Genomic DNA, 24,759 nt, shown 5'->3' on the forward strand with positions numbered 1-24,759 from the left:
CCTAACTGTAGAAACTCTGCGCCAGCGAGCCGACCAGCAGTTGCCAGCCATCCACCAGCACAAACAGCATCAGCTTAAAGGGCAGGGCGATGGTTGCCGGAGGCACCATCATCATCCCCAGCGCCATCAGCACGCTGGCGATCACCAGGTCGATGATCAGGAAAGGAATAAAAATGGTAAAACCAATCTGGAAAGCGGTTTTCAGTTCGCTGGTAACGTAGGCAGGCAGCAGAATGCGCAGCGGCACCGCTTCCGGTCCCTGAATTGGCCCGGCGTTGGCAAGACGGGCGAACAGGGCGAGATCGGCTTCGCGCGTCTGGCGCAGCATAAACTCGCGCAGCGGTTGCGCGCCGCGCTCCATCGCCACATCCATGGAGATTTTATTTTCGCTAAACGGCTGATAAGCGTCGGTATAAATTTTATCGATAACCGGCGACATAATAAAAAAGGTCAGAAACAGCGCCAGGCCGAGCATCACCTGATTCGGCGGCGCGGAGGGCGTACCCAGCGCGTTACGCAGCAGGCCAAACACGATGATGATACGGGTGAAGCTGGTAGTCATCAGCAGCAGCGCGGGCAGAAACGTCAGCGAAGTAATAAAGACCAGCGTCTGCACCGGCAATGACCAGCTTTGTCCGCCGCTGGCGGTAGGCTGACTGATAAGGCCGGGCAGTTGTGCCAGGGCCGCAGGCGCGACCAGCCATAATCCGGTCAGTAAAAAAGGAAAAACGCGGCGCATCAGGATCTCCCGGAACGCTTAAGGAGGGTTTTCATCATCGACGAAAAATCGTTATGGGTAGCGGTGGCGGGCAGAGGCTCTTGTGGCGCGGGCGGCAGAGTATGCAGCAGCGAAATCTGCCCGGCGGTCACGCCCAGTACCAGACGCGCGTCTTCCACATCGACAATCACCACCCGCTCGCGGGGGCCGAGCGTCGCGCCAGCGGTCACTTTCAGCCCGCGCGTGGCGGCTCCCCGCCCGGCAAAGCCCGCCCGCTTCACCAGCCAGGCGGCAATCAAAATCAGAAAAATAATGCCGAGCAGCGCGCCGCTAACCTGAATCAGCGGCGACGCGGGAGAAGCGGTCGGCTGGGAGACCGTAGCCTGGGTTTTCATCTTATTTGCTCAGACGACGCATACGCTCTGACGGAGTAATAATGTCGGTAATGCGCACGCCGTATTTATCCGCAACTACCACGACTTCACCCTGGGCAATCAGATAGCCGTTGATCAAAATATCCAGCGGTTCGCCCGCCAGACCGTCCAGCGAAACCACCGATCCCTGGGTCAGGCGCAGCAGCTCTTTGATGGTCATCCGGGTGCGGCCCAGCTCGACGGTGAGTTTCACCGGGATATCCATAATCAAATCGATATCCTGGAGCGTGCCGCTGACATCGCCGCCGCCCAGTTGCTGGAATACCGCGTCAGCCGCGCTTTTGCTGGAGGTATTTTGTTGTTCACTCAGCGCTTCAGCCCACAGATCGTCCATTGCTCCGCTGTTGTCATCGGACGGATTATTCATATCACTCATTAGGGCTGTTCCTCATTCAGCGAATTCAAAATCGGGTTGATCAAATGTTCAACGCGTAGCGCATACTGGCCGTTGACCGTACCATACTGACTGGTCAGCACCGGGACGCCGTCCACATGGGCAATAATGCGGTCGGGCTTTTCAATGGGTAAAACGTCGCCGGGCTTCAGCTTCAGGATTTGCGAAAGCCGCAGCGAAATGTCAGCAAAATTAGCGACCAGCTCCAGTTCGGAGTGCTGGACCTGGCGCACCAGGTTTTCCCGCCAGTTCTGATCTTCCGAACGCGAGTTTTCCAGCGGCGGGTTAACCAGTACTTCGCGCAGCGGCTCAATCATGCTGAACGGCAGGCAGATATTAAACTCGCCGGTCAGGTTGCCAATCTCGACATGAAACGGTGTGTTGACCACGATATCGTTCGGCGAGGTGGTGATATTGGTAAATTTAACCTGCATCTCGGAACGCACGTACTCGACGTCCAGCGGATGAATGGCCTTCCACGCGTCGCTGTAGGATTCCAGCGCCAGCTTCAGCATCCGGTTGATAACGCGCTGCTCGGTATGGGTAAACTCGCGTCCTTCCACTTTCGTTGGAAAACGTCCGTCGCCGCCAAACAGGTTGTCCACCGCAATAAACACCAGCCCCGGCGAGAACACAAAAAGCCCGGTTCCGCGCAGCGGTTTCAGGTGGATCAGGTTCAGGTTGGTCGGCACCGGCAGGTTACGCGCAAATTCGTGATACGGCTGGATGCGGATCGCGCCGACGGTAATATCCGGGCTACGGCGCAGCAGGTTAAACAGCCCCATACGGAACTGGCGCGCAAAACGTTCATTAATGATTTCCAGCGCCTGCAACCGCTCGCGGACCACGCGGCGCTGGGTATTAGGATCGTAGGGACGAATGTCGCTGTCGCCAGCTTTACCCGGCTGGGGTTCGTCCGCTTTATCGCTGTCGCCGTTCAGCAGCGCATCAATTTCGGCCTGAGAAAGAATACTGTCGCCCATGCCGTTACCGCAAAATGAAAGCTGTGTAGAGCACGTCGGTGACTTCCTGACCCGGTTGTCCGGCGATCAGCGGTCGGCTCAGCGTTTCTTTAATGGCGGCGACCAGCTTCTGCTTGCCGTCATCGCTGGAAAGCTGGCTGGCGTCCTGACGGGAGAAAAGCAGCAGCAGACGGCTGCGTACTTCCGGCAGGTATTCGTTCAGGCGCGCGCGAGTGGCTTCATCCTTCAGGCGCAGGGTAATACCGATGTACAGAACGCGATCCGCATCGCCGAGATTCACGGTAAACGTATCCAGCGCAAAAAAGACCGGGGCCGCAGGCGGCGGGGCTTCGGCTTTGACGTGAGCGTCCGGCTGTTGCTGCATACGCCAGTAGCTATAGCCAGCGGTGGCGCAGGCGGCGAGGGTGATCAACACCAGCAGCGGGATCCAAATGGCGCGTTTGCTTTTTTTTGTGGTGATGGCGGAGTCGGTCATCTGATACGTGCTTCCTGTTTCGGTACTGCTTATGGGGTGATTATCCCGTGTCCCCGGCGCGTCAAAGCGTGGAACAGACGGGAATAATCACGCTACCTCTGGCGTTTAAGCGAAGATGTCTACGGCGCGGTTGCCGCTCACCCGCGATTGCAGGCTGGCAGGCACCGGTAGCAGTTCCTCGTCCTGAGCAGCAAACCGCTCGCCGGATGACGACTGACGGGCGGACTGCTCCTGCGATGACGACTGCTGCTGCCCGGCAAAACTTTCGCTGCTGATGCTGCTTTGTCCAAGCTGAATCCCGCTTTCCGCAAGCTGGGTACGCAGCGTGGGCAGGGCGGCTTCCAGTGCGGCCCGCACGTGACTGTGCGGGGACACCATCTGCAACTGTGCCTGGTTATCATCCATTTTGAGGGTGATCTGTACCTGACCCAAATCTTCCGGGTGCAGACGCAGCTCCGCCGTTTGCTGTCCCTGACGGGTAAACAGCGTAATGTGCTGGCTGACATTTTGCTGCCAGTCCTGGCTTCCCAGCGGCGAGCTGACGGTGGCGATGGCCGCCGCGTGGGCAGGCGCAGGCGTGAAGCTGGTGCTGATAATCGGCGACGCGACGGCGGAAGGCGCGGCGGGGGAAGGGGTACTTTCTGTCTCAACGCGCACGGCGGCAGGTGTATCCGCAGCGATCGCTGGTGCAGGAAACGCGACGTCGTTAGCCCTGCCATGAAGCTGTTCCGCCGCTGCGCCTTTTGTCGCTACGGGCAGTTCATTCGTCACTGCGCTGTTTTTCAACGGGATGCCGGAGGCCAGCGACGACACGGAGGCCGTGTCCTCAGCGGTAGTCCGGGCGGGGGTCGCCGCCTGCGGAGCCTGTTGAACCGGCAGCATCGCCATCAGGGCGCTCAGGTCAGCGAGATCGTCTTCCTTCAGATCGCTCTCAGGGGGAGTGACAGCGGGCAGATCGCTTTTGCGTGACGCAATCATGCCCTGAAGCAGATTTTGCACATCGCTAACATCGGTCAGATCAATCTGCGTTTTTGACGTCTCTTTTTCCAGCAGCGCGGTCAATGCCGTGGCTTTCTCCCCGGTCGTCTGATGACCGGCCTGGAGATCCTGCAAGCGGGCAAGCAGCGTCGGATTTTCATCCTCGCCGAGGGCGCCCGCCAGCAGGGCGAGAAAGTCCTGCGCGCCGTCGCTACTTTTGGCAGACAGCCCGCTGGTCGCGGTATCCGTGTCGCTGATGCTAATTTTAGGCAAAGCAATCATTCATACTTCCTCTGCGTTGCGCGCTGCGCAAACTCATCCATTCTTTTTTGATCGAGACGGTTTTCCGCCAGCAGAGCGGCAGAAGCCTGTCTGTCCTGAAGCGTTTGCCACGCCTGCAAACGCTGTTTTTTCTCGCGCCAGAAACTCAGCGCCTTATCGACCTTATTATTCCACTGCAATAACTGCTGGCGATGCTGATCGATCGCTTTCTCCAGCGTCTGAATAAATTGCTGATAGTTCTGCCAGCGCTGGCTGCCGATGCCCTGGGTCATGTCGCTGTTCAGGCTGGACTGGTATTCATCCTGATAATTCATCAGCATTTGCAACTGTTCCTGCGCCTGCTGACAACCCCGGCGCATCTCGCCGAGCTGAAGCGCGGCGTTTTCCACCTCTTTTTCCGCCAGATCTTTCAGGGTGGCTAATGCGTTATTCTGCGTCACACACGTTCTCCCGCTTCATTACGCCGTTGGGAAAATCAGTTCCAGCGCCTGGAGTGAATCTTCCCAGCCTGCTTTTTCAAAAATACCCTGCTGAAGAAACGCCTCCAGCTGCGGCCACAGCACGATGGCCCGGTCCAGCAGCGGATCGCTGCCGCGAGCATACGCTCCGACGCTCACCAGATCGCGGTTGCGCTGGAAGCTGGAAAGCAGCTGCTTGAAATTGCGCACGCGGGCGTAATGCTGTTCGTTAATCAGCGACGTCATCGCGCGGCTGATAGAGGCTTCGATATCGATCGCCGGGTAGTGTCCGGCCTCCGCCAGACGGCGGGACAGCACGATATGCCCGTCGAGAATGGCGCGCGCCGAGTCGGCAATCGGGTCCTGCTGATCGTCACCTTCGGTCAGGACCGTATAAAAGGCGGTGATTGAACCGCCGCCGCTGATGCCGTTACCGGCGCGTTCGACCAGCGCGGGCAGTTTGGCGAAAACAGAAGGCGGATAGCCTTTGGTGGCAGGCGGTTCGCCAATCGCCAGCGCAATTTCACGCTGGGCCATCGCGTAGCGGGTGAGGGAGTCCATAATCAGCAGCACATGCTGCCCGCGATCGCGAAAATCTTCGGCAATGCGCGTGGCGTAAGCGGCACCCTGCATACGCAGCAGCGGAGAAACGTCCGCCGGGGCGGCAATCACTACCGAACGGGCGCGACCGTCGGCACCGAGGATATTTTCAATAAAATCTTTAACTTCCCGACCACGCTCACCGATCAGCCCGACGACGATCACATCGGCTTTGGTGTAGCGCGCCATCATTCCCAGCAGCACGCTTTTGCCGACGCCAGACCCGGCAAACAGCCCCATGCGCTGGCCGCGTCCAACGGTCAGCAGGGCGTTGATCGGGCGCACGCCGGTATCCAGCACGTGCTCAATGGCGGTACGCTGAAGCGGGTTAAAGGGCTGGGTGATCAGCGCTCCGGTTTCAGTGGTGTCCGGGGAAGGCAGTCCGTCAAGCGGTTTACCGCCGCCGTCAAGCACCCGACCCAGCAGCGCCGGGCCGAGTGGAAGCTGCTTGCCGCTGTGCAGGCCATCGCCGTTACTGTTACGCGCATAGACGCGCGCACCGGGCAGAATGCCTTCCACCTCTTCAAGCGGCATTAAGAACAGGCGCTGACCGTTAAAACCCACCACTTCACTTTCGACTTCCTGGGTTTCGCCGCCGTCCTGACGCTCAATAATACAGGTCGCGCCCAGCGGAAGCTGAAGCCCGGTAGCCTCCAGCACCAGCCCGGTGGCGCGGGTCAGCCGACCGTAGCGTCGCACTGACGGAAGCTGCACCATGCGGGCTTCGAAATTGTCGAGGGTGGTCAGCCAGCGGCTCAGGCGGGTGGTCATTAACAGGCTCCCGGCGCGGCAAGGCGGCAGAGTTCCTGCCAGCGAGTGGCGACGCTGGCGTCAAGATCGCCTTCATCAGCGGAGACTTTACAGCCGCCGGGATGCAGCGTCGGATCGCCGCGTAGCCGCCAGCCGTGCAGGCTGAGCGTGGCTCCCAGTGCATCTTCCACCCGCTGCAAATCGTCCGGGTGAACGCGCAGTTGCGGCTTGCCGCTGAACAGCGGCTCCTGCTGGAGCAGATGCTGGATCTGTTTAATTAACGCGCTGTTATCCACGCCGGGCGTGTAACCGATAACCTGACGCGCCGCCTCCAGCGCCATCTGCATCAGGCGCGAGGCGATGACACTGTCCAGCGCATCGAGGGTGTTCTGAAATTCACTGACCAGTTGCTGCATCCGCGCGTGAAGCGGCTCCAGCTGCTGGCGCGCCTGAAGTTGTCCCTGCTCAAGCCCCTTCGCCAGCCCTTCCTGATAGCCCTGGTCGTGGCCCGCCTTGCGGCCTTCATTCAGCCCGGCGTTATACCCCTGCTCGTGGGCCTGGATTTGTAACTGCGCCAGTTGCTGCTGGAGCTGCTGTTCCGGGGAGATGTCCTCCTGCGGCTCCGGCGGCTGCTCATCCTGTTCAACCGGGCTTGCCTCCGTCAGCGGAGCAAAGAGGCTGTCAGGCTGCCAGATTTTCCACGGCAGTTGATCAGACATAGGTATCCTCGCCGCTGCCAATCACCATCTCGCCGGTTTCCGCCAGACGACGCACAATCAGCAGGATAGCTTTCTGCTCGTTTTCCACCTGCGACAGGCGGACCGGGCCACGGTTGGCCAGATCGTCGCGCAGAATATCGGCGGCGCGCTGGGACATATTGCGCAGGAACTTCTCGCGCAGCGGCTGCTCGGCACCTTTGAGCGCCACCAGCAGGGATTCGGAATCCACTTCCTGCAACAGGCGCTGGATGCTGCGGTCGTCCACTTCGACCAGATTTTCGAACAGGAACATCTCGTCGATGATTTTCTGCGCCAGTTCGCCGTCGAATTCGCGCACGGCGGAAATAACCGCTTCTTCCTGCTGCGTTTTCATCAGGTTGATGATTTCCGCCGCCGTTCTCACGCCGCCCATTTTGCTGCGCTTGAGATTCTGGCCGTCGAGCAGGTTGTTCAGCACTTCGGTCAGTTCCGCCAGCGCGGCAGGCTGGACGCCGCCGAAGGTGGCGATACGCAGCATCACGTCATGGCGCAGACGCTCGTCGAACAGCGCCAGAATATCAGCGGCCTGCCCACGTTTAAGGTGCACCAGAATGGTGGCGATAATCTGCGGATGCTCGTCGCGAATGAGATCGGCCGCGCTCTGCGGTTCCATAAAGTTGAGCGTTTCGATGCCGCTTGAGGTTTCGCGGGTTTCGAGAATATCTTCCAGCAGGCTGGCGGCGCGCTCTTCGCCCAGCGCCTTGACCAGCACCGAACGCAGGTATTCGTTGGCATTAACGTTAAGCGCGGCAAACTGTTCCGCTTCCTGCTCAAACTCGCCCAGCACTTCGGTAAGCTGCTTATTGGAGATCTGCCGCACGTTCGCCATCGCCGCGCTCAGATGCTGAACTTCGCGATTGGAGAGGTGCTTGAACACCTCCGCCGCACGATCTTCGCCGATGGTCATCAGCAGAATGACGCTTTTTTCCGTTCCGGTAAGATTACTCATGTTCGTTACTCATCCACTGGCGAATGACCAGCGCCACGACGCGCGGATCGTTATCTGACATCTCACGAATACGCTGGCTCATGACTTCTGCGCCCATCCGCTGGTTGGCGCGGCGCTGCTGGGTCAGTTCGTCTTTGCTCAGGCGAACTTCCACGCCGTCGGCGGTGCTGCTGGTTTCCTGACGCGCCTGCGATTCCTGCTGTACCGCTTCGATAGCCTGCTGACGGCGCACCAGCTGCGGACGAACCGCTTTACGCCACAGCAGCCACGCGACCAGCAGTACCAGCAGCCAGCGTCCGGCGATCAGCAACTGATCGATAAACGATTGCTGTTGCCAGAACGGCAATTCACCACCGGTTTCATCCACGGCGCTGAACGGCGAGTTCACCACGTTAAGGGTATCGCCACGGTTGGTGGAGAAACCCATGGCTTCGCGGGTGAGATCCTCAATCTGTTTCATTTGATCGGCGGTGAGCGGGAGAGGCTTACCGTCCGGCAGATTGCGGTAGTTGACCACCACGGCGACCGAGAGACGCTGCACGTCGCCGACGTTCATTTTGGTATGGCGAATGGTGCGATCAACTTCGTAGTTGGTCGTTTCGTTATGCTGGCTGCTACGCGGCCCGGTGTTGTTGCTGGCACTGGTAGACGTGGTTTGTGCGTTTTGCTGACCGTTTTGCTGACCATTCTGCGCATTGGTGGCAGGCGGATTAGCAATCGGCGCGCTGTTCGCCGGTGCTGGCTGATTCGACAACGCGCCCGGCACGCCACCGGAATTGGGGCCGCCGTTCTGCTCGCTGACGTTCAACTGACGGGAGCGCATCGCGGCCTGGGTACTGTCGCTGTTCGGATGATATTGCTCTTCGGTCTGCTCTTTATCAGCAAAATCAATCTGTGCAGTGACCTGCGCGTGGACGTTACCGTTGCCGACGATTGGCGAGAGGATCGACTCAATACGGCGCTGCACGCGGCCTTCAACATCGGAGGCGTATTTCAGTTGCGCATCATTAAGCGCGCGGTCGCTGGTGTTTGACTGGGTCAGCAGATGCCCGCCCTGATCGACCAGCGTCACGTTGCCCGGCGGCAGCCCGGCGACAGCGCTGGAAACCAGATGCACCACGGCACTGATTTGCCCTTCATCCAGCGCACGTCCCGGCTCCAGATTCAGCGTTACCGACGCGGAAGGGGATTTTTGCTCGCGCACGAACAGCGACGGCTTGGGCATCGCCAGATGGACGCGCGCCGTTTTTACCGGTCCCAGCGTTTCGATCGTGCGGGCCAGTTCACCTTCCAGCGCCCGCTGGTAATTGACCTGCTCGCTGAACTGGCTGATGCCAAACTTTTCCTGATCCAACAATTCAAAACCGACCGCGCCGCCTTTTGGCAGCCCCTGCTGTGCCAGACGCAGGCGCAGTTCATGCACTTTGTCTGCCGGGACTTCCAGCGCGCCGCCGTTGTCAGAGAAGCGGTAGGGTATGTTCATCTGCGTCAGTTGGCTGACGATTGCGCCGCCATCCTGATCGGATAAATTGCTGTACAGCGTGCGGTAATCGGGAGTTTTTGCCCACAGCACCATCGCGACAACAATGGCCACGGCAGCGGCGCTTATGACCATCAAAGGGATTTTGGGATTGGCGCGCAGGCGATTTATCCACTCAACGGATCGATTCTGTGGCGTGGTCGTTGCAGCCGCACTCATTGCGCACCTCGTGAATCCTGGTGAATGGCGGTAAACGTGTAGTGAAACAAAACTGACTCCCGGATCGGCAAACGCATAGTGTTAGCCCCGCCATTATTTGACGAATCGCGATTTTCTATGGCTGAAATAACCTGTTTTTTCTACGTTATTTAGCGCCTTTATCCCATTGACAAGCTGGTAATCTCACCGCGTTAACTTTCTGTGGGGTGAAAATGGCTATCCAGGGTATCGAAGGCGTCCTTAGCGCATTACAGGCGACCGCAAGCGTAGCGCGCAATCAGAGCGTGCAGAATGAGCCGACAACGGGCTTCGCCGGGCAGCTTCACGCCGCCATAGACCGTATCAGCGACACGCAAAACGCGGCGCGGGTGCAGGCGGAAAAGTTTGCCATTGGCGAACCGGGCGTGGCGCTTAATGACGTGATGACCGATCTGCAAAAATCTTCGGTGTCGCTGCAAATGGGCATTCAGGTGCGTAACAAGTTGATTGCCGCCTATCAGGACATTATGTCGATGCAGGTGTAGGTTTTTTAACGCAGAGCAGAGCTTGTTGATATCGAACCTGAAATGCAGAACAGGGCAAGCTCGATAATCTGTGCGTTATGCTAAGGAAGGGTGATTCAGGAAAGATAGACGTTTGCGGCGCATGGCCCCCGCAGACCGTTGACTCGACAAAACTCAACGCGTAAGCCTGGACTTAGAATTTCCGATTCACGAAGTGATAATGCGGAAATATGGACCTGAACATCTTTGCGACCATCCGATGGGGTAATGAAGCCTTTACCGCTTTTGGCATCAAACGTTTTGACGATGCCTGTCATTTTTCGGGACAAATAGAAACCTTAATATTTAAAATTCAGCGCCACTATACACGGCACTGTATTAATAGCCAGCATTATATTTTCCTGCCACCCGTATTCAGACCCGCCAAAATAAACATTGCTTAATTATAATATATGTGCATTAATGAGAATGTCGGTTTGAATACAGACCTCATCTGAACATTTTACTATAGCCGTTCTCATCACCAGGCGCTATCGCTGATATCCCCTTTTTTTGAGTTTACTCGTTCAATGCTAAGTGTTTTCTGTAAAACAAACCCTGCCTGCCGAAAGGCGTAAAAACAGGAAATTCAGATGTCCGCTAAAATAATTGGCTTAGTAAAGTGGTTTAACGGTGATAAAGGTTTTGGTTTTATTTCTCCGCTTGATGGCAGTAAAGATGTATTCGTACATTTTTCTGCATTGCAGGGAGAAGACTTCAATACCTTATTTGAAGGTCAGAAGGTTGAGTTTTCTATTGAAAGTGGTAATAAAGGCCCGGCCGCAGCTAACGTCGTGCTGCGCGATTAATGATTTTTAATTTCCCGTGGCTGCTAATACCAGGACGGTGAAAGCCAGCGTCGTCAGCCAGCAATGATAGTTTAAACGCACTCCCGGATAGCCACGCGATCCCCGACTATCCGCGCTTCAACGCTCCGCATGATATAAAGAACCCGCTAACAGGCGGGTCTTCTGCTGCATTACACGTCATAACATCGCCCCGGAAAGCCACAAGCCAGCTAAAACGTGGTGTTTGCGCGCTACATTGTTTGCGAAGGAAGGAATAATTTATTGCAGTGCGGGCACATAAGCTGTGCGCCTTTTTGCACGCGTGTAAAACTGTGTTCTGACAGCTGAGCGCAGTCAGGGCAAGAACATTTTACGAGATGATTGCGACGGGCTTTAGAATCTTTACGTCCTGGCATAGATATTTTTTCCTGATAAATGGCCGACAACCATACGTGGTTTGCCGCCAAATAGCTCGCATTGATTTAATAATCTTGTCGTTAATTGTTAATCGCGTTGACGCTTCATGACCGTGGGGAGGAATGAACAAGACCGGATAACGGTCTGGTTTGGGCAGGGTTTGCGGGCTGTCACGCGTGGAACGCGCCCGGCAGACTCTGATTTCAGTTGAGTAAATTACAGGGGAAATTTCCGCGCAGGGCGGCAAGAGATTCGGCTTGTTTCAGCGCCGCTTCGTTTAATTTTCATCCGGGTTGTTAGAGATGGCAACACCTAACCGTGCCAACGCGACTAAGACTGTAATAAATATTAATATTCCGCCCAGCGGAAATAAAATCAGTAACATATTCATGCGTTATCCTTCTGTCATTTTTAATTCTGTATCACGCTATATAAGCGATGCCCGATAAATTGTACAAAAGTGGGCCAGGTTGTAGCATGACAGGTACACATCGTAAGGACATTAAAAACGACTTATTTGTGGCAGCGAAGCGAAAACATTTTCACTTCTGCTATGACTGTGCGCCTTTACTGAACAGAAAGAAACAAGAATATTTTTGAATTTATTAAATTATGCGCGATTCAGACTGAACTTTCTGTAGTGCGTTGTTTTATACCCGGTTTAATTGCGCCATGAATGTGAAAAGATTTGTCAGCGGTTTTCTGTCTCCGGCACCACCAGCAGCATCGCTGCCGCACAACCAGCGAAGGCCAGCAGGGCGACTACTGCCCCGGCCTGGGCACAGAGCAGGCCGAAAATTACCGATCCGATTACCTGTCCGGCGGCGAGCATAAAAAACACCACGCCAACGCCGCCCGCCGGGGAACGTTTCACCGCCTGCGCGCCGCAGACCAGCAGCACCCCGGAAAGCGTAATATAACCCAGTCCTCCCAGTCCGACCGCGGGGTAAAGCCATCCGCTGACGTGCTGACTCACGGCAAGAAGCAGTAACGGAACAGCCATACCCAGCAGGGAAAGACGGTAAACCTGCCTCAACCCGATGACCGAGGCGGCAGGCCCGGCTAACACGCCGAGGATCCCCGCGCCGCCGCTAATCAGCCACAGCGTACTGACGGTGCTGTTAGCGGCATGAAGCTGCTGGTGCAGTATCTGCGGGCCGAAACTCCACCATGCCGCGCTGGCCGCGCCGCTGATAAGTCCGATCAGCGTCAGGCGTAGCATGGGCCGGTTGAGAAAATCGCCGCATCCGGGTTGTTCTTCATGGTGGGTGGATGCGCCTGCGGGCAGGCAGCGCAGCGTCGGGAACAGGCAGGCGAGCGCCAGAACGGCAAATACGCCACACGCCGCGCGCCAGCCACCCGGCAGATAAAACAGCACCGGCACCGAGAGAATAATTCCCGCGCCCGTCCCGGCATTAATCAGCGTATTCATCTGTGACTGGCGGCGTTCAGCAATCAGTCGGCTTACCGCATCGGCGAGAGAGGGCGACGCCAGACCGGGGCTGAGTCCGGCGATGAACAGCCCGACGCCAAGCATCAGTGGCGACACGGCCAGCGCAAGGATCGCCAGACCTGCCGCCGCACACAGCGCCGCCGCTGCCGCAGGCAAACGGGAACCCAAACGGCGGGCCAGCAGCGGGGCGGCGAGAATCGACAGGCAGTAGGCGGCAAAACTACAGGCCGAGAGCACGCCCGCCAGCCGCGAGCTAAAAGGGATCGCCTGCGCCACGTCCGGCAGCATCAGACCCCAGGCAAATCGCGCCATGCCATAGGTAACGGCAATCAGGGAAAATCCGGCGATCCCCAGCGCGAGGGAGGTTTTCATGATGGATCTCCGCCGCCTGCCAGTAATTGCCGCGCCGCCGCGCCAGCATGTTGCGCAGCCTCGGGGCCGATAATCAGGGCGGAGGTGATCGCCCCCTCGAACAGCATCCAGACCGCATCGGCAACGGCCTGCTGATGTTCGCCCCGCGCGTGGCCTGTGCAGGCGCTGATATAGCCGCGCAGGGTATAGCGAAAATCCAGCGCCAGCGCCGCAAGATGCGCCTCTTCACCGGCATACTCGCCCCAGGCCTTGAGAAAAAAACAGCCCGACGCGCCGTATTCCCGCATCCACTGCGCGAGAACGGCAAAGAGCTGGCTTATCGCCTGGGGATCGTCCGCCGCGAGCAGGTCCGCAAAAAAACGCTGCTGACGATGGTGCATCACGGCTTCGGTGAGCGCCTCGCGTGAGGGAAAATGGCGGTACAGGGTGCGGGTTGAGACGCCCGCTTCCTCGCAGATGCGATCGGTGCTGGTGGCGTGAAAGCCGTTGGCATAAAACAGCCGCTCGGCGGCCTGAAGGATATCGTTTCTCTTTTGCATCTTTTAAAAGTAAACCGATCGTTTTACTTTTGCAAAAAACTATTTAGTGGATGCCACGATAAAAAAAGCCGGAGATTGCTCTCCGGCCTTGATGCTTACTTTTGAATTAAGTAGCGGATTGTGGGGCCGTCCTGCTGGATATCCAGCACCGTGTAGCCGTGATTGCGGGCGTCGAGCGGGATGTTGTTGATCGACTGTGGGCAGTCGCTGACCACTTCGAGGATCTCGCCTTTTTTCAGCTGCGGCAGGGCTTCCAGGGTAGCGACGGCCGGGTAGGGACAGGGTTCGCCGACCATATCCAGACGGTAGTCAGGTATCCAGCTTTTCATGCGGTCTCCTTAATGGACGTCACGGTCAGATTGCGGCGGCGGAAAAAGCGTTTCTCCCAGCCGATAATCAGCATCAGCGCGATAAACAGCATCGCGTAGGTCATCAGCAGGCCGCCGAGCGGGCCGAAGGTGTTCAGTAAGTTGACCTTATCCCATTGGGTGGCAAGCGTGGGCGCGAGATCGTCCCAGTAGTACGCCAGCAGGGTAGAGCCGATAACGTTGCCGAGGCCCACCCACCAGTAATGCACCTGGCCTTCTACCGCGCGGTACATCCAGCCGGTTTCACAGCCGCCCGCCAGCACGATGCCAAAACCAAACAGCAGCCCGCCAAGCACCGCGTTGGGGCCAGCCCACATGATTTTCGGTTCTACGCCAAGCTGCACGTAGCTGAAAATGCCGATGGCGCTGACCGCCATACCGAAAATGATGGCCTTCGCCATATGGGTGCGCCCGGTGATCCACATATCCCGAAACGCCGAGGTAAAGCAGATTTGCGCGCGCTCAATCAGTAAACCAAAGCCCACGCCAAACAGCATCGCCAGGCCGAGCTTCGGCTGATTCATCGCCGTCAGCAGCCCCCAGCCGAGCATACCGACAAAGACCAGCATTCCCAGACGGAAGCGGCGACGCGCCTGTTCCGGCTTCTGGGTCAACGGCGAGGCGGCGGACACTTTCTGCATTTTCACCGGAATGCGGAACACCGGCAGCAGGGTAAAGCGTGCGCCGAACCATGAGCCGAGCGCTGTCGCCAGGGCGAAGAACCACGCGTGCAGCGAGAACTGCGGAATACCGGTAAAAAACGCCGCCAGGTTACAGCCCATCGCCAGACGCGCGCCAAACCCGGCAATAATCCCACCGGCCACCGCCTGAAGGATGCGAATGCGGCTGCGCGGAAAACGCAGTTTGACGTTATTGGCCCACAGCGCGGCGGCGAAACAGCCACCAAACATGCCGATGATCATCATGCCGTCGATGCGGGTCAGGGGAGTGCCTTCCAGATGAATGAGTTTAAAATATCCCCACTGCTCGGTATGAACGCCCGCCAGCTGGAGAAGCTGTCCGCCCCAGCGGGTAAATTCGCCGGTGACGGCCCAGAAAGTGCCGGTAATGCCAAAATAATAGGTGGAGAGGATCCCCGCTGCGATAACGGCGGGGGCAGGTGCCCAGAATTTGATCAGGTAAGCCTGTTTGAAGTGTTGCCAGGTCATGGTTAAGTGCCTCTGAACTCAGAAGGAGGTATCCAGCGCCGCGAAGAGGGCGGAAGAGAGGCGATATTACGTGAAATGATAAATTACACGAATAAAAAAGCGGGAAAACCTCGACCGGATCAATTTATACTGCGACCGTGATTGGCTGGCAGGCTTAACGCTTTAATGCCACAATGTTTTTTTGTTCGTTGCAGGATAGATGATGAAAAAAATAGCGTTTGCCAGCCTGATGCTGGCGCTAACGGGTTGTGCGCAGGTCGAGAATTATGACGAAGTGGTAAAAACGCCTGCTCCCGCTGAACTTACCGGATACTGGCAGTCAACCGGTCCACAAAGCAAGCTGGTCAGCCCCGAAGCGATTGCCAGCCTGATTGTCACCCCGCAGGGCGACACGCTGGACTGCCGCCAGTGGCAGCGGGTGATTGCGCTGCCGGGTAAGCTGATGAAGCGCTCGGATGACTATTATAACGTCACCCAAAAACTTGAGGTTTACGGCCTTGAGCGTGATGGCGCAGCGCTGGAATATGCCGGTATGACGCTGCACCGCGTGGATAAACCGACCGCCGAGTGCGCGGATTATCTGGCGAAAAATCCGCTGGCGGTGAGTAATGCGGCAACCAAACCGGTCGTCAAAAAAGCAGCCCCTGCGAAGAGCAAACCTAAAAAAGAAAAACGCATTATCTGACGTTAAACGGCCCGGTGGTGACGTCGCGCACCGGGCCTGTCCTTGACGTTACAGCTCCAGATCGATATCGACCTCAGGCATCATGTCCAGCACGTCCTCCAGCACCCATACGCTGACGCTGCCGCCGTTGCACAAGAAGGTGGCCGTACCGTTTTCGTCGGTTTCAACAATTTCTTCCCGATTCGCCAGGAAATCACGCCAGCGTTTATTGCCGTAGTTTTCGCCAAGCTCAATGGTTTTTTCGCCGTCGTCGCCGTTCGACATCACCACCACGCAGCCCGCATCCTCATCGGTGCCGCTGCGGCTGAAGGCGATGCAGTTGGGGTGATCGAAATACAGGGTCTGAATCCCATGAGCAAAGCGCTGGCGCGCCAGAATCAGCTCGCCCAACTGGTGGATCACCGGCATTTCAATCTGGTAAGTATTGCCATCACCGCCGGTGTCTTCATAGCTGGCCCCGAACAGATCCGGGTAAAACACCGAGGGTACGCCGTTTTCACGCAGTAAAATCAGCGCGTAGGCCAGTGGCTTAAACCAGGCTTCCACAGGTGCTTCCAGCGCCTGGAGCGGCTGGGTATCGTGGTTAGCGACCAGCGTCACCGCATGGAACGGATCGGCTTCCACCAGCGTGCCGGTGAAGATTTGCGTCATGTCATAATCACGGCCCTGCAATGAGGCTTCGTGAAATTTCATATGCAGCGGGGCGTCGAAAAGCATGGTTTTGCCTTCCACCTGATCGATGTAGTGCTGCAATTTCTCCACTTCGTGCGACCAGTATTCCGCTACGATAAACAGCGGCTTCGGCGCGACTTCCTGCACATGGTCGATCCATTCTTTGTAGAACCAGGCCGGAATATGCTTCACCGCGTCGAGACGAAAACCGTCGCACTGCGTCTGCTCCATTACCCAGCGCGCCCAGTATTTGATCTCCTCCGTCACCGCCCGGTTACGAAAATCGATATTTTCGCCCATCAGGTAATCGAAGTTACCCATTTCGTTATCGACCTGATCGTTCCAGCCATCGCCGGTGTAGTCGTTAACAATTTTAAAGATGCCGTCTTCATTCGGGTTTTCGATATGATCGACCCCGCTGAAGCATTTGTAGTCCCAGACGAACTGTGAATATTTTCCTTCACGTGCCGGGAAGGTGTAGCGTGTCCAGGCTTCGCATTCGATGATTTCATCATCAATCTGCGTGCGATCCTGTTCGTTAACCCGCTGCACCTGCACAGGCTCCTTTTCGTCGGCCCCCATTTTGTGATTCACCACCACATCCAGCAAAACCGCGATGTCGTTTTGTCGCAATGCGTCAATGGCTTCCAGCAACTGCTGTTTATCACCATATTTGGTCGCCACCGCGCCTTTTTGATCGAACTCGCCCAGGTCGAACAGATCGTAGCTATCGTAACCCACCGAATAGCCGCCCGATGCCGCTTTGTACGCCGGGGGGAGCCAAATCATATTAATGCCAATATCATTGAGCGTAGACGCGCGCTCTTTTATTTCCGGCCAAAGCTTGCCGCCGTCAGGGTAATACCAGTGAAAACATTGCAACAACGTGGGGTTTTTCATCTTCCGTGCTCCAGAAGTCATGTAGCTGACATCTGGAGTATGGATGATGAATGTGAATTCTGTGGATCATGCTTCTGAATTATTAGGAAAAAGAATATTCCCTGACATATTTCCGTAGGTTGTTGTTACTGACAGTTGGTTTCCCGACTGATGGATGAGATGGCGAAGATCGGCCATTCTTTCCTGCAAAAGCTGTTTCAATTGTGCTTCATTTGAAAGGATTTGTTCAAGGATGAAGCGCCCCTGTTCAAATTGCGATTTATTACTCGCCGAGATCGGGTTATTGGCAATTTCTTCAACTAACTGAACATAGCTAACTTCATGTTCAATTAATTCATCCCACTGGCCAGCCTCAGCAAGCTGTAACATCGTGAGACTCAGCGTATGCAAAACATGCCAATTTTTAAGCGATGGAGTGAGATTATTGTTCATCAGACCGGCACCTGGGCAATCTGCGCTGTCGGATTGATCTGTTTCCATGCATCAGCAATATTGGCTAATAAACCTTCGACTTCTGCGATGGCATCCGCGTCATTGTGCAGATTTGCCATGAGCAATCTGCGTATCATGTAGTCATAAAGGGAAGCAAGATTGGCGGGGAGATCGCTGTCGACGTTCATATCCAGCCCTGCTTTTAAACCGTTATCAATGATATTAATCGCTTTTGATAAGGCTTCGCCCTTTGCAACCATTTGACCTTGCTCCAGAAATAATCTGGCCCGGATTAGGGCACTGTGTGCCCCATCAAATAGCATAACAATTAGCTGATGCGGATTCGCGCTCATAACGGCGGTTTCCAGACCTACCTGTTGGTAGGCATTTACAGCATTGTTTGTATACATAGAATTTCCTTAACTACTTGATGTACTAAATTGTTGAGTCAAATAGCTGGCCGTGTTGTTAAGTTTATTAATCAACGTATCCAGAGAGGTAAATTGCGCCTTGTAACGCGCCATGGTCGTTTCAATGGACGTTTCCATAGCATCATAGCGTTTACTCAACGTTTTCAGCGTGCTGTTGATACCGTCTTTCGCGTTTTGAATTGCGCCGCTTTTGCCAGTATCGGTGCTCAGCATGTTCGTTAATGTGGTATTCATTTTTGTGGCCAGACCGGTGGTTTTACCGTCTCCCACAAAGTAAGCCTGAACCGCATCCGGGTTTTCTGTTAATACTTTGGTGAGTTTATCACTGTCGATTTTCAGCGTACCGGTTGCGCCATCCGTTCCGATGACCGGGTTCTGACTCACGCCCACCTGCGCTAAAATACCGTAGGTGCCGGACTGAACGTCGGTCAATAAGCCACGTAGCTGCGACTGAATACTGCGAACGGTACTGTCACCCACCAGCGCGCCATTATTGGTCGACTGGCTATCGGCACCTTTATCAACGGCAACATATTTCGTCACCGAGGCAATGGTGGACTGAAGCGAGTTATAGGCAGTCACCCAGTTATTAATGGCCGTTTTATTGGTGTCCGTGGCGCGGGTAACATCCAGCGTTTCGCTCGCGCCGCCCGCTGTTTTTAGCGTGAAGGTGACGCCCGAAAGCGCATCTGAAACCGTGTTGCTGCTTCTTTCTACCGCAATATCATTGACCACAAACTTCGCATTTTGCGCGGTAGTCTGTACCGTCATCGCCCCGGTTTTGGTGGTTGAATCGTAACCAATCAGTGCCTGTAGCGTATCATCGCCACTTACGTCGACCGTCATGCTGGCGTCCGTACCGGACGATTTCGAGCTCAGCATCAGGCGATAATCACCGTCCTTCGCTTTGACGACGCTTGCCGTGACGTTACCGTTCGCTTTGTTTATCGCGCTGACAATCCCATCAAGCGTCGTTTCAGAATCTTTTAAGGTGATGGTTAACGGCTCTTTGGTATCAGGCTGCGTGATACTTATCGTGCGCGTACCATTTTCTGTTTCTCCACCCAGTTTTTTGCTGTTGCTATCAATGGCACCAGCCGCTGAGGTTAATACCTGCGGTTTAGCGAGTTGTTCAACCTTAACCGTAAAAGATCCTACTGCGGCGGCGCTGGTGGTCGTGGCGGTGAACGCGTCATTTTTACTGGTGACGGACGTCGAGTTCCAGCTTGTTGATTTTGATAATGCCGCCGTGGCCGTTTGCAAACTTTGCAGCGAGCTTTGCAATTTTCCATAAGCGCTAAGCTGTGCCTGATAAGTGCTTTGCTGCGTGGTAATCGTTGTTAGTTTGGTTTGCTCGGCCGACTCCAGTGAATTATAAAGAGTTGTCAGATCCAGATTCGAGCCTACACCGAGATTACTGATTGTTGCCATTAAGCTATTCCTTCGATTCGATAGTAGTTCTGGTCTGTTATCGGCACTACGGGCAAAAAGTTTACGCAAAATTGGCTAAAACGATCGTCAGAATAGCTAACAGGATTTAAAGCTAATATAGGCATTGAGTTTTAGATAAAGGAAAGATCGGCATTCATTGCAGGGGAGATCAATTTTTTTGTTTTTTTTCTAAAGTTGGCAAAACAGGTGCCGATATCTGTAGGGACGGTGAGAGACGCCGTGTGTGTTAGGCACCGAACCTAAACCCAATTTTTGAAGGAAAATATCATGGCAGTTATCAATACTAACCTGTTGTCCTTGACTACTCAGAACAACCTGAATAAATCTCAATCTTCACTGGGCACAGCTATCGAGCGTCTGTCATCAGGTCTGCGTATCAATAGCGCGAAAGACGATGCAGCGGGTCAAGCGATCTCCAACCGTTTTACCTCTAACATCAAAGGTCTGACTCAGGCTTCCCGTAACGCCAACGACGGTATTTCTCTGGCGCAGACCGCTGAAGGTTCCCTGAACGAAATCAACAACAACTTACAGCGTATTCGTGAGCTGTCTGTTCAGGCGCAGAACGGTACTAACTCTGCTTCTGACATCGACTCCATCCAGTCTGAAGTTAACCAGCGTCTGCTGGAAATCAACCGTGTTGCACAGCAGACCCAGTTCAACGGCAGCAAAATCCTGTCCCAGAACTCAACGGGTTCTGATATCAAAATCCAGGTCGGTGCCAACGATAACGAAAGCATCAGCATCAGCATCAACGCTAACTCCGGCTGGAACAAACTGGGCGCAAACGGTGTGGGTTCCGATACCGGTACTCAGGCATTCGCAACGGCTGCAGGCGTAACGTCTTCTTTCGAGACTGCAACGTCTACCCAACTGGGCGCAGGTACTGCCTCTACCGCAACTCTGACGCTGACCAACACCACCGGTACTCTGACCGGCGCTGGCACCCTGACCCTGAGCAACGTGGGTACTGATTCCCGTTCTGTAAACGTCCTGGACGGTGGTTTTGACGTGCTGTCTTCTGACGTCCTGAGCGATGTTGATGCCGCGATTAAAGCAGTAGATAACCAGCGTTCAGATCTGGGTGCGATTCAGAACCGTTTTGAATCCACTATCTCTAACCTGAACAACACCGTGACTAACCTGTCCGCTGCACAGTCTCGTATTCAGGATGCGGATTACGCAACTGAAGTTTCTAACATGAGCCGTGCGCAGATCCTTCAGCAGGCGGGCACTTCCGTTCTGTCTCAGGCAAACCAGGTTCCGCAGACTGTTTTGTCTCTGCTGCGTTAATCTCTCTTGCTTTACACAAGCCAGCCTTCGGGCTGGCTTTTTTATGGCTTACATAAACCGAATAGCGATAAAAATGCCCGGTTTCTCGCCGAATTAACAGAGACAAACTTTGATAATTTGGCAACATGGTACATGAACAGGTTCGACATATGGCAGTTAATGATAAAAACGATGAGCAGGACAATTCCAGCATCAAAAAGCAAAGAATATACAGTTCGGTTGAGCATATTCGTGCCGTGGCATGGCTTTATGGTCTGGAGACTGCAAAGGTTCAGCACGCCTCTGTTCTTGTACTGGGTTGTGGCGATGGAACAGAGCTACTCACCACTTCTTGCGCGTTTCCCTATGCCTCATTCACCGGGATTGAACTTGCCACGGAAGTTAATGCCGTTGACCTGCAGAATGTTTTAGCCCAGGGGCCCGATAATCTTCATTTATATTCTGCCTCGCTTGATAGCCTGTTCGAAAGCAACCTGGGTAAGTTTGATTATATTGTTATCCAGAATTCATTTTCTATGCTGGCAAATGATGTCACTGACGCTGTACTCCTGCTATGCAAACAAATGCTCACCCCGCAGGGCGTTATGGCGATCGACTGGTCCTGCCAGCCTGGGGCGAAACTGATGGATATGCTGCGCGATGCCGTGCAAATCCACAGCGGGATGGCGAATAGCTGGCAGGAACAAATACATCGCTCACGTGAAATGCTGTCATGGGTCAATCAGATTACCCACAATGAAAGCATCTTTAAAAGCTACATCGATAACACGGATAAGAATGCCCGGCAGATTTCAGATGACATGCTGAGTCATTATTTTCTGGAGGGTAAAAACGAAGCCAGTTATCTCGTTGAGTTCAATACCCGGCTGGAAAATATGGGGCTTAGCTACGTGGGCGATTTACAGCCAGCCAGCGAACATGCAGATTTTTATGATGAGAAAATCACGGAACAGTGGCAGGCCATCTCCGCAGGCAGCGGTAAGGTGCTGGCTCAGCAGTACCTGGACATTGCCATAAATCGTAATCGTCGCTTTAGCCTTGTTAAATTGCAGGCCGATACGCCGGTCGTTGAAGATAATGTTAATTATCAGCGCCTGCGCGAATTACGTTTTTCAGGCAGTTTCAGACGGCTTTCTCATCATATTCGCTCCGTGCCGAATGTCGTTGCTTCGCAGGATGGAACACCGGTTGCCACCGAAGATATCACCACGCTTAATATCCTCGATCTTCTCGGTGAAGCATGGCCATACAGTTTGAGTTTTGAACAGCTCGTTTTCCATACCCGTCTGCCAGATGACGATCCTGAATTTATTTCAGACGCGCTGCATGAAGATCGGGTTATGGCATCGCTCAAGGCGCTGTTTAAAAAGAATATTGCGGGATTACATTATCAGCGCGAGGCTGACATTTATTCCCGTAGCGAACAGCACGAGATTGTCACCGCGCCTGCTATTATCGCCCAGCTTAATGCCCGAGCCGCTACCACGACGTTAGTGAACCCCTGGCACGAAGTTGTGACGATTAATGACGAAGAGCGCCAGCAATTGCTTAGTGGTGTACACACTGTGTCGGCGAATAACTTTGAGTTGCTCGATAATTTGCACCGCAAAGGACTTCTTACCGGCTCAGTGCTGGCATGGAAACATTACTATCAAAAAACTATCGCTGAAGCGGAATTGATCCACAGCGCACGTTTAGCCTGCTCGCTGCTGCTTTTCTCCAGCGACCGTTCGGCTGGCGGCTTTTATACCCATGCGTATGAAACGCTGGCCAAAAAAATGCGTCGCGATGGCAACGATGATGTTTCTGAATCTGTTGATAAAGCCCTGGTCATTTCTACCAATAAAATCCTGATTAAAGGCGATAATACCGATGCGATTGAACACGTTGCTAAGCATTATGAAGAACTAAGCCGTACCTTTAGCGGTAATTATTATCTCTACCGTTTTTATAAGCGCGTGGTGCTTAATGAATCGGCGATTCTTGCGCTATGCAAAATGCTCTCATTCCAGTCAACCAGCCTGTTTATTTATTCCGAACTGGCTATGGCGCTATATGAGAACCGGATGTCCTGGGCCGCCGGAAGACTCGCCAGAGCCATTTTACGCTGCGATCGCAAAAGTTCTCCCGACTGGTATTTGCTCGGCGTTCTGCATAAAGAAAGTAAAACCTTTGAGCGTGCCGAATACTGCGCCCGCACCGGCGTGGAACTGGCACCCGAAAGCCGTCAAATGGTCGGCCTGCTGGGGAGTTGCCTTTGTGAACAGGCCAAAACGGATGAAGGCATTGCGTTTTTGAAAAAGTCGATCAGAAACCAGTATGCTGATTTTGGTAACCTCGGTGGGCTGGCTTTTACCCTTACGCACAGCGCTAAATCTACGGCTAAAGAAATTCTGGATTGCCATTTGAGTTTTGGTGAAGGCGCGATGAACTGGGCCGGGCAACAAAAATTCAGTGGTTATCATCCGCTAAATAAAGATGCCAACCGTAAGCTACGTCTTGGTTTCGTCTCCGGTGACTTCCGGGATAATCACCCGGTAAGCTTTTTCTTTACGCCAATCTGGGATGCGCTCGATCGTTCGAAATTCGAACTTTATGCCTACAATAGTGCGCCATCCTATGCCCGTAATGAAGGTACGGATCGTTTCGAAAAGTCAGCCGATAAATGGCGAGAAATTCTGCACACCAGTGCGACAGAACTCGCTGAAATTATCAAGCAAGATGAAATTGACATCCTGATCGACCTCGCCGGGCATACGGGCTATAACCGATTGACGACTTTTGCGTTAAAACCGTCTCCGGTACAAATTTCCTGGGTGGGTTATCATGCGACGACGGGCCTGTCGACGATGGATTATTACGCCACCATTTTCCCGGTTCCGGCAGATCCGGTGCTGGAAGCGCAGTTTACGGAGAAATTAATTTATCTTTCGCTGCCGCGTAATTTCAGCAGTAAAGAAGAGAATCAATCCATTAATTCTCTCCCGGCGCTTGAGAAAGGTTATTTCACCTTTGCCAGTTTTAACCGACCAAACAAAGTGAACGATGAGGTTCTCGATGTGTGGGCGAGAGTGCTGCTTGAAGTGCCTTCGGCACATTTTATTATCGCCAATATGGCGACAGTAATGTGGCCTGAAATCACCCATAAAATGGAAACCCGTGGCATCCCGAAAGAGCGTATTACGCTGCGGGAAGCGACGCATATGCAGGGCTATTTGCAATCGCACAACGACGTCGATTTAATCCTTGATACGTTCCCGTTTACCGGCGGCACGGTCACCAGTCACGCTGCCTGGATGGGGGTGCCTACGGTGTCGCTGGCAGGTGAGACACTGGTCTCCCGTCAGGGGGCATCAATTATGTACTCATTAGGATTACCTGATTTTGTTGCGTACAGTAAAGAGGAATATATTGCGAAAGCCGTTAGCTGGACCTCAAAATTAGAAGAGCTTAATGCGATACGTCTGAGTCTGCGTAGCCGGATGCAAATAGAGCATAATCAAAAGGATCTGATCGCCCAGTATGTTGAGCAAATGCTTCGTCAATGCTGGCAGCGTTATTGTGATGGCCAGGAGCCAGAAAGTTTTTCCGTCGGTGATATTTACCAGTTTGGAAAACAGAACCCGAGTGCTTAAAGCGTAAAAGGCGCAGAGTGAAAATTTTCACTCTGCGTTTATCCTTCATTCAGTCTAACAACCTAAATAACCCCCCATTTCACCCACTATTCATCCGATTAAAAGCCCTCCAGAAACGGATAATCATGCCGAT

26 protein-coding genes are annotated in these 24,759 nt (G+C 54.3%); 5 read left to right on the plus strand and 21 right to left on the minus strand.

The window, feature by feature from the left end:
- Position 1 precedes the first annotated feature (1 nt).
- The 11 genes from fliP to fliF form a co-directional block, all read right to left on the minus strand.
- Complete coding sequence (fliP, locus tag RT197_RS00900) at positions 2-739, minus strand: flagellar type III secretion system pore protein FliP (RefSeq protein WP_312946364.1); 738 nt, start codon at positions 737-739, stop codon at positions 2-4.
- Positions 739-1,113 carry a flagellar biosynthetic protein FliO gene (gene fliO, locus RT197_RS00905; RefSeq protein WP_312946366.1) on the minus strand — a complete coding sequence of 125 codons (375 nt, stop codon included), beginning with the start codon at positions 1,111-1,113 and terminating at the stop codon, positions 739-741. Before fliO ends, fliP begins: the two co-directional genes overlap by 1 nt.
- 1 nt (position 1,114) lies before the next feature.
- The gene (gene fliN / locus RT197_RS00910; RefSeq protein ID WP_312946368.1) at positions 1,115-1,528 is read right to left on the minus strand and encodes a flagellar motor switch protein FliN; all 414 of its coding nucleotides are present in this window, start codon (positions 1,526-1,528) and stop codon (positions 1,115-1,117) included.
- Complete coding sequence (fliM, locus tag RT197_RS00915) at positions 1,528-2,529, minus strand: flagellar motor switch protein FliM (RefSeq protein WP_312946370.1); 1,002 nt, start codon at positions 2,527-2,529, stop codon at positions 1,528-1,530. Before fliM ends, fliN begins: the two co-directional genes overlap by 1 nt.
- A gap of 4 nt (positions 2,530-2,533) precedes the next feature.
- Positions 2,534-3,004 (minus strand): flagellar basal body-associated protein FliL, encoded by a 471-nt coding sequence (fliL, locus tag RT197_RS00920; RefSeq protein ID WP_312946372.1) that lies wholly within the window; start codon positions 3,002-3,004, stop codon positions 2,534-2,536.
- A gap of 105 nt (positions 3,005-3,109) precedes the next feature.
- Positions 3,110-4,264, minus strand: a complete 1,155-nt coding sequence (locus RT197_RS00925) for a flagellar hook-length control protein FliK (protein ID WP_312946375.1) — start codon at positions 4,262-4,264, stop codon at positions 3,110-3,112.
- Complete coding sequence (gene fliJ, locus RT197_RS00930) at positions 4,261-4,704, minus strand: flagellar export protein FliJ (protein ID WP_312946376.1); 444 nt, start codon at positions 4,702-4,704, stop codon at positions 4,261-4,263. Before fliJ ends, RT197_RS00925 begins: the two co-directional genes overlap by 4 nt.
- A gap of 18 nt (positions 4,705-4,722) precedes the next feature.
- The gene (gene fliI, locus RT197_RS00935) at positions 4,723-6,093 is read right to left on the minus strand and encodes a flagellar protein export ATPase FliI (RefSeq protein WP_312946378.1); all 1,371 of its coding nucleotides are present in this window, start codon (positions 6,091-6,093) and stop codon (positions 4,723-4,725) included.
- A complete protein-coding gene (gene fliH, locus RT197_RS00940; protein ID WP_312946379.1) occupies positions 6,093-6,791 on the minus strand; it encodes a flagellar assembly protein FliH in 699 nt (232 codons plus the stop codon). The genes fliI and fliH overlap by 1 nt, the downstream gene beginning before the upstream one ends.
- Entirely contained in the window at positions 6,784-7,779 is a 996-nt protein-coding gene (gene fliG, locus RT197_RS00945) for a flagellar motor switch protein FliG (RefSeq protein WP_312946381.1), read from the minus strand. The genes fliH and fliG overlap by 8 nt, the downstream gene beginning before the upstream one ends.
- Complete coding sequence (fliF, locus tag RT197_RS00950; RefSeq protein ID WP_312946383.1) at positions 7,772-9,478, minus strand: flagellar basal-body MS-ring/collar protein FliF; 1,707 nt, start codon at positions 9,476-9,478, stop codon at positions 7,772-7,774. The genes fliG and fliF overlap by 8 nt, the downstream gene beginning before the upstream one ends.
- Before the next feature lie 212 nt (positions 9,479-9,690).
- Between fliF and fliE the strand changes: the two genes are divergently transcribed.
- Entirely contained in the window at positions 9,691-10,002 is a 312-nt protein-coding gene (fliE, locus tag RT197_RS00955; RefSeq protein WP_312946385.1) for a flagellar hook-basal body complex protein FliE, read from the plus strand.
- A gap of 95 nt (positions 10,003-10,097) precedes the next feature.
- On the opposite strand, the gene cspH is transcribed toward fliE, so the two are convergent.
- Entirely contained in the window at positions 10,098-10,310 is a 213-nt protein-coding gene (cspH, locus tag RT197_RS00960) for a cold shock-like protein CspH (RefSeq protein ID WP_312946388.1), read from the minus strand.
- Positions 10,311-10,613: 303 nt separating this feature from the next.
- Between cspH and RT197_RS00965 the strand changes: the two genes are divergently transcribed.
- Positions 10,614-10,829, plus strand: coding sequence for a cold shock domain-containing protein (locus tag RT197_RS00965; protein ID WP_312946389.1), 216 nt, complete (start codon positions 10,614-10,616; stop codon positions 10,827-10,829).
- A 230-nt stretch (positions 10,830-11,059) separates the two neighbouring features.
- Here RT197_RS00965 and RT197_RS00970 read toward each other — a convergent pair whose 3' ends face one another.
- The 5 genes from RT197_RS00970 to yedE form a co-directional block, all read right to left on the minus strand.
- On the minus strand, positions 11,060-11,224 hold the full coding sequence (locus RT197_RS00970) for a YnfU family zinc-binding protein (RefSeq protein WP_312946390.1): 165 nt from the start codon (positions 11,222-11,224) through the stop codon (positions 11,060-11,062).
- A 692-nt stretch (positions 11,225-11,916) separates the two neighbouring features.
- Positions 11,917-13,050 carry an MFS transporter gene (locus tag RT197_RS00975; protein ID WP_312946392.1) on the minus strand — a complete coding sequence of 378 codons (1,134 nt, stop codon included), beginning with the start codon at positions 13,048-13,050 and terminating at the stop codon, positions 11,917-11,919.
- Positions 13,047-13,589: a TetR/AcrR family transcriptional regulator gene (locus RT197_RS00980; RefSeq protein ID WP_312946394.1), complete on the minus strand. Its 543-nt coding sequence runs from the start codon at positions 13,587-13,589 to the stop codon at positions 13,047-13,049. Before RT197_RS00980 ends, RT197_RS00975 begins: the two co-directional genes overlap by 4 nt.
- A 95-nt stretch (positions 13,590-13,684) precedes the next feature.
- On the minus strand, positions 13,685-13,918 hold the full coding sequence (gene yedF, locus RT197_RS00985; RefSeq protein WP_312946396.1) for a sulfurtransferase-like selenium metabolism protein YedF: 234 nt from the start codon (positions 13,916-13,918) through the stop codon (positions 13,685-13,687).
- Positions 13,915-15,126 carry a selenium metabolism membrane protein YedE/FdhT gene (gene yedE, locus RT197_RS00990; RefSeq protein WP_312946398.1) on the minus strand — a complete coding sequence of 404 codons (1,212 nt, stop codon included), beginning with the start codon at positions 15,124-15,126 and terminating at the stop codon, positions 13,915-13,917. Before yedE ends, yedF begins: the two co-directional genes overlap by 4 nt.
- A gap of 202 nt (positions 15,127-15,328) precedes the next feature.
- On the opposite strand from yedE, the gene yedD reads away from it, so the two are divergent.
- On the plus strand, positions 15,329-15,811 hold the full coding sequence (gene yedD, locus RT197_RS00995; protein ID WP_312946400.1) for a lipoprotein YedD: 483 nt from the start codon (positions 15,329-15,331) through the stop codon (positions 15,809-15,811).
- Positions 15,812-15,859: 48 nt separating this feature from the next.
- On the opposite strand, the gene amyA is transcribed toward yedD, so the two are convergent.
- The 4 genes from amyA to fliD all read right to left on the minus strand — a co-directional run bounded on the left by amyA (position 15,860) and on the right by fliD (position 19,677).
- Entirely contained in the window at positions 15,860-17,383 is a 1,524-nt protein-coding gene (amyA, locus tag RT197_RS01000) for an alpha-amylase (protein ID WP_312946402.1), read from the minus strand.
- A 66-nt stretch (positions 17,384-17,449) separates the two neighbouring features.
- A complete protein-coding gene (fliT, locus tag RT197_RS01005) occupies positions 17,450-17,815 on the minus strand; it encodes a flagella biosynthesis regulatory protein FliT (protein ID WP_312946404.1) in 366 nt (121 codons plus the stop codon).
- Positions 17,815-18,225 (minus strand): flagellar export chaperone FliS, encoded by a 411-nt coding sequence (fliS, locus tag RT197_RS01010; protein WP_312946406.1) that lies wholly within the window; start codon positions 18,223-18,225, stop codon positions 17,815-17,817. Before fliS ends, fliT begins: the two co-directional genes overlap by 1 nt.
- A 9-nt stretch (positions 18,226-18,234) precedes the next feature.
- A complete protein-coding gene (fliD, locus tag RT197_RS01015) occupies positions 18,235-19,677 on the minus strand; it encodes a flagellar filament capping protein FliD (protein ID WP_312946409.1) in 1,443 nt (480 codons plus the stop codon).
- Positions 19,678-19,965: 288 nt separating this feature from the next.
- Here fliD and RT197_RS01020 point away from each other — a divergent pair, with 288 nt between their 5' ends.
- Together RT197_RS01020 and RT197_RS01025 are read left to right on the plus strand one after the other, a co-directional pair.
- A complete protein-coding gene (locus tag RT197_RS01020) occupies positions 19,966-20,991 on the plus strand; it encodes a flagellin (protein ID WP_312946411.1) in 1,026 nt (341 codons plus the stop codon).
- 149 nt (positions 20,992-21,140) lie between these two features.
- Positions 21,141-24,626 (plus strand): methyltransferase regulatory domain-containing protein, encoded by a 3,486-nt coding sequence (locus RT197_RS01025; RefSeq protein WP_312946414.1) that lies wholly within the window; start codon positions 21,141-21,143, stop codon positions 24,624-24,626.
- Positions 24,627-24,759: the final 133 nt, after the last annotated feature.

The sequence above is a fragment of the Superficieibacter sp. genome (assembly GCF_032071645.1).
Classification (GTDB): domain Bacteria; phylum Pseudomonadota; class Gammaproteobacteria; order Enterobacterales; family Enterobacteriaceae; genus Superficieibacter.